Genomic DNA, 4,749 nt, shown 5'->3' with positions numbered 1-4,749 from the left:
GCTGCTCGCCGAGGACCCGGCGTTCGCCCGCTACCTGCTCTCGACGGAGCTGGGTCCGCCCGCGGACCGCCCCTCGACGGTCCAGCTCAGGACGGAGCCCGCGGACCCGCCGACCGTCCACCTCAAGGCCGGCCCCGGCGACGGGGGGACGGTCCAGCTCCGGGTGAAGCCGCCGAACGGCCGGCGCGCGACCGGCGGGATCCTGGTGACGCTCGCCCTGGTGGTGGTCGCGTCGCTGGTCGCCCTCGGGATCAACCTCGGCAACCGGCCGCTCCTCCGGCCCGGCGTGCACGGCTTCGACCACGCCGCCACGGCGCTGCGCGACCCCGCCCAGGCGCAGGGCGTCCTGCCCGACCCCGGGGCGATGCCGAGCGGCTGGCGGATCGAGACCGGCCCGCAGTCCGGGACGAGCTCGGGCGACGACGTGCCGTGCTTCGTCAAGGACGCCTGCGACCAGCAACTCGCCTACGCCACCGTGACGTTCCGCGCCGGATCGCGGCACAGCGCGCAGTTCGTCGTCGTCACGTTCGCGTCCGCCGCGACGGCCGGGCGGGCCTTCGACACGAGGCTGGAGCAGGTGGGCGGCGCCGACGCCACCGCGGCCGTGCCGCTCCCGTCGATCGGCGACCAGAGCGCCGCCAGGTCGCACGGCCCGGCCGGCATGGAGGCCCTCGTCCGGGTCGGCACGACGCTCCTGTACGTCAGCGACTCCGGCGCGGACGCGACCCCCGCCGACGCGCCCGTCCTCACCTCCTTCGCCCGCCTCCTCGCGGCCCGCGCCCAGCAGGCGCAGGACGGCCGCACCCCCGACGCCGTCGCACCCGGCCCGAAGGCCTAGGGCGTGTCTTTCGGGTCAGGCCGGGTGCCGCGACGCCAGGGCACGCACCTCGCTGCGTTGTCGTCGGTCGCCGATACTCCGCATGGACTCTCCCCCAGCCTGGCGGCTGGGAGGTGCCCCCATCCTCCGCCTTGCGATGCACGCACCCTGACGCCGCGGCCCTCCGACCTGACCCGAAAGACACGCCCTAGGTGTTCTGTCCCGTGACCCGCGTATGTCCGTTTCGCAACGACGTGCGACAGGTTTCGCAACAACTGGCCGCCCGCCCCGCGCCATGGTCCGGAGCACGCCTGACCAGCGCCGATACTGGCTGACATGCCACGAGTACTGCTGATCGAGGACGACCCGTCGGTGCGCGACGCGCTCGCGCTGGGCCTGCGCCGCCAGGGCCACGCCGTGCGCACCGCCGCGTCCGGCGAGGAGGGGCTGGCCGAGGCTCACCGGGAGCCGCCCGAGATCGTGGTGCTCGACCTGATGCTGCCCGGCATCGACGGCCTGGAGGTGTGCCGCCGCCTGCGCGCGGAGGGCCCCACTCCGGTGATCATGCTGACCGCCCTCGGGGGCGACGTCGACACCGTGCTCGGCCTGGAGGCCGGCGCCGACGACTACGTGGTCAAGCCCGCGCAGTCCCGCGTCCTGGACGCCCGGATCCGCGCCGTGCTGCGCCGCGCCGACGGCCCCGGTCCCGAGCCCGTCCGCGAGACGCTCGGCGACCTCGTCCTGGACCGCGCCGCGCTCACCGTCACCAAGCACGGCGTCCCGCTGCTCCTCGCCCCGGGCGAACTGCGCCTGCTGCTGGAGCTCGCCGCCGCGCCCGGGCGCGTGTTCAGCCGCGAGCAGCTCCTGGAGTCGGTGTGGGGCCTCGGCCGCCAGGACGACATCCGGCTCGTCGACGCCGGGGTGAACCGGCTGCGCGCCAAGATCGAGGACAGCCCGGCCGCGCCCCGCTACGTCCAGACCGTCCGCGGTTTCGGCTACCGCTTCGGACCGCTGTGAGCACCGCCCGCCGGAACCCCCCGGCCGACGACCCCTCCGGCAGACCGCCCGCCGAGCACTCGACCCCGCGACGGCCCGCCCTCCGCGGACGGCATCGCCTGCTGCGCCTGCGCCGTGCCATCGCCGGGCTGCGCCCGCGCATGCTCGCCGCGTTCGTCGCCGTCGCCGCCCTCAGCGCGCTCGCCACCGCCGCCCTCACCTACCGGGCCGCGACCAACTCCACCCTCGACCTCACCCAGGACACCACCCTCGACGAGCTGCGCCGGCGCATCGACGTCCTCTCCCCCGCCCTGCCCTTCCCCCCGACCCAGGCCGAACTCGACCGCCTCGCCGGACAGTTGTCCGGCACCAACGGCTTCCGCGACTGGCGCATCCTGGCCTCCTACGGGACGATCCACTCCGAGTGGACCCAGCCCGTCGCCGTCCCGCCCACCCTCCAGGCCACCGTCGGCTCGGGCCGCGCCGCGTTCCAGCGCTTCGCCGCCGACGGCCACCCGTGGCTCGCCGCCGGGGTGCCCGTCACCTACGCCCCGTCCGGCGTGACCACCGGCGTCCCCGCCAGGACGCCGCCCGGCTCCGGCACCCCCTCCGGCCTCACCGTCTACGCGGTCCTCCCCCTCGACCGCGAACAGGGCGCCGCCGACGAGGTGCTCGCCGGGGCCGCCGGCGCCGGCGTGTTCGCCGCCGTCCTCGCCGCCGGGCTCGCCCTGCTCGCCGCCCGGCAGGTGCTGCTCCCGGTCCGGGCCCTCGGCGACGCCGCCCGCGCCCTCGCGCAGGGCCGGCTCGACACCCGGCTCACCGTCACCGGCCACGACGAACTCGCCCAGCTCTCCAAGACGTTCAACCACACCGCCCGCACGCTCCAGGGCACCATCGAGGAACTGCGCGCCATCGAGAGCCAGGGCCGCCGCTTCGCCGCCGACGTCTCGCACGAGCTGCGCACCCCGCTGGCCGCGATGCTCGCCGTCACCGACATCCTCGACGAGGACGCCGAACAGCTCCCGCCCGACACCGGCACCGCACTGCGCATGATCAGCAACGAGACCCAGCGGCTCACCCGCCTCGTCAACGACCTCATCGAGATCTCCCGCCTCGACGCCGGCGCCGCCCCGCTGCGCACCGAGGACGTCGACGCGGCCTCCGCCGTGCGCGAGACCCTCGACCTGCGCGGCTGGACCGACCGGATCGAGACCGACCTGCCCGCCGCCCTGCCGGTGCGGCTCGACCCGCGCCGCTTCGACGTCATCGTCGCCAACCTCGCCGGCAACGCGCTGCGCCACGGCCGCCCGCCGGTGCACCTCGCCCTGCGGGAGGCCGGCAACCAGCTGGTGCTCACCGTCACCGACCGCGGCCCGGGCATCCCGCCCGACGAACTCCCGCACCTGTTCGACCGGTTCTACAAGGCCGACAAGTCCCGCGCCCGCTCCGAGGGCAGCGGGCTCGGCCTCGCCATCGCCCAGGAGAACGCCCGCCTGCACGGCGGCATCATCGAGGCCGCCAACTCCCCCGCGGGCGGAGCGGTGTTCACCCTCGTCCTGCCCCTCGGCACCACCTCGGAGGACCAGTGACGACCCCCCGCCGGCTGGCCGCCGCCACCGCGCTGCTCCTGCTCGCGTGCGGCTGCTCGATCCCGAGCACCGGCCCCGTCCGCAGCGGCCTGCCCGCCACCGGCATCGAACCGGGCACCCGGCTCTACTTCCCCGGCCCGCAGGGCATCCGGCTCGCCATCCGCCCCGGCCCCCAGCGCGAGGACCTCCAGAAGACCCTCGACAGCCTGCTCAGCGGCCCCGACCCGGCCGAACGGCGCACCGGCCTCTACAGCGACCTGCCCGCGACCGGCAAGGTCCAGGCCACCGCCACCCCCGGCGCCGTCACGCTGCGCCTGTCCTGGCCGACGGCCTCGCTCAGCACCACCGCGATCCAGCAGCTCGTCTGCACCACCGAGGACGCCCCCGCCGCAGGCCCGACGCCGCACGTCTCGATCGTGAGCAGCGACGCCCCCAGCGCGATCCAGCAGCAGTGCGACCTCCACCGCAACGGCTGACCCCACCTTATTCGAGTAGATGTTCGAATAGGGGCGTAGGCTGAAGCCATGCACGGCACCGTTCACCTCCAGCCCTCGCTGTTCGACGACCCCGGCGACGACGACATCCGCCTCGGGCCGCTGCGGGGCGTGCGGCGGGTGGTGCTCGGGGACGGGGCGTGGCTCGACGTGCTGCCGGGGTGGCTGCACGGAGCCGACCGGGTGTTCGAACGACTGGCGGCGGAGGTGCCCTGGCGGGCGGAGCGCCGGGAGATGTACGAGCGCATGGTGGACGTCCCGCGGCTGCTCGCGTCCTACCCCGAGGGCGCCGAGGCCCCGCACCCGGTGCTCGCGGAGGCGCGCGAGGCGCTCAGCGCGCACTACGCCGGGGAGCTGGGCGAGCCGTTCCGGACACTGGGCCTGTGCTACTACCGCGATGGACGGGACAGCGTCGCCTGGCACGGCGACCGGATCGGGCGCGGGAACCACGAGGACACGATGGTCGCGATCCTCTCCGTCGGCGAGCCGCGCGCCCTGCTGCTGCGGCCCCGGTACGGCGGCGGGGCCGTCGTGCGGCACCGGATCGGGCACGGGGACCTCGTGGTGATGGGCGGCTCCTGCCAGCGGACCTGGGAGCACGCCGTCCCGAAGACGGCGCGGCCGGTGGGCCCGCGGATCAGCGTCCAGTTCCGGCCGCGCGGCGTGGCCTGAACCCCGGTTGCCCTCGGCGGACGGGACGTGGACGCTGGCCACAGGGGACACGCCCGAGCGCAGGAGGCGGCGGCATGCCGAAGGCGCACAAAGGCTTCCGACCCACCGGACCGCGACCGGCCCGGCGATCCACACCCCATTGCATGGAGGACGTGACGTGGCGAACGACGCCAGCACCGTT

General features: G+C 75.4%; 5 protein-coding genes. All 5 read left to right on the top strand.

From position 1 onward, the window contains the following. A partial coding sequence (locus tag AB0O00_RS29940; RefSeq protein ID WP_363657043.1) for a hypothetical protein occupies positions 1–838 on the top strand: 838 nt, incomplete at its 5' end. Positions 839–1,153: 315 nt separating this feature from the next. After that, on the top strand, positions 1,154–1,834 hold the full coding sequence (locus tag AB0O00_RS29935) for a response regulator transcription factor (RefSeq protein ID WP_363657041.1): 681 nt from the start codon (positions 1,154–1,156) through the stop codon (positions 1,832–1,834). Continuing rightward, a complete protein-coding gene (locus AB0O00_RS29930; protein ID WP_363657039.1) occupies positions 1,831–3,402 on the top strand; it encodes a HAMP domain-containing sensor histidine kinase in 1,572 nt (523 codons plus the stop codon). The genes AB0O00_RS29935 and AB0O00_RS29930 overlap by 4 nt, the downstream gene beginning before the upstream one ends. After that, a complete protein-coding gene (locus AB0O00_RS29925) occupies positions 3,399–3,878 on the top strand; it encodes a hypothetical protein (protein ID WP_363657037.1) in 480 nt (159 codons plus the stop codon). Before AB0O00_RS29930 ends, AB0O00_RS29925 begins: the two co-directional genes overlap by 4 nt. 48 nt (positions 3,879–3,926) lie before the next feature. After that, on the top strand, positions 3,927–4,568 hold the full coding sequence (locus AB0O00_RS29920) for an alpha-ketoglutarate-dependent dioxygenase AlkB (protein ID WP_363657035.1): 642 nt from the start codon (positions 3,927–3,929) through the stop codon (positions 4,566–4,568). Positions 4,569–4,749 lie beyond the last annotated feature (181 nt).

It is taken from the genome of Kitasatospora sp. NPDC093558, from assembly GCF_040683475.1.
Taxonomy (GTDB): Bacteria; Actinomycetota; Actinomycetes; order Streptomycetales; family Streptomycetaceae; genus Kitasatospora.
This window is presented reverse-complemented; position numbering and strand designations above follow the sequence as displayed.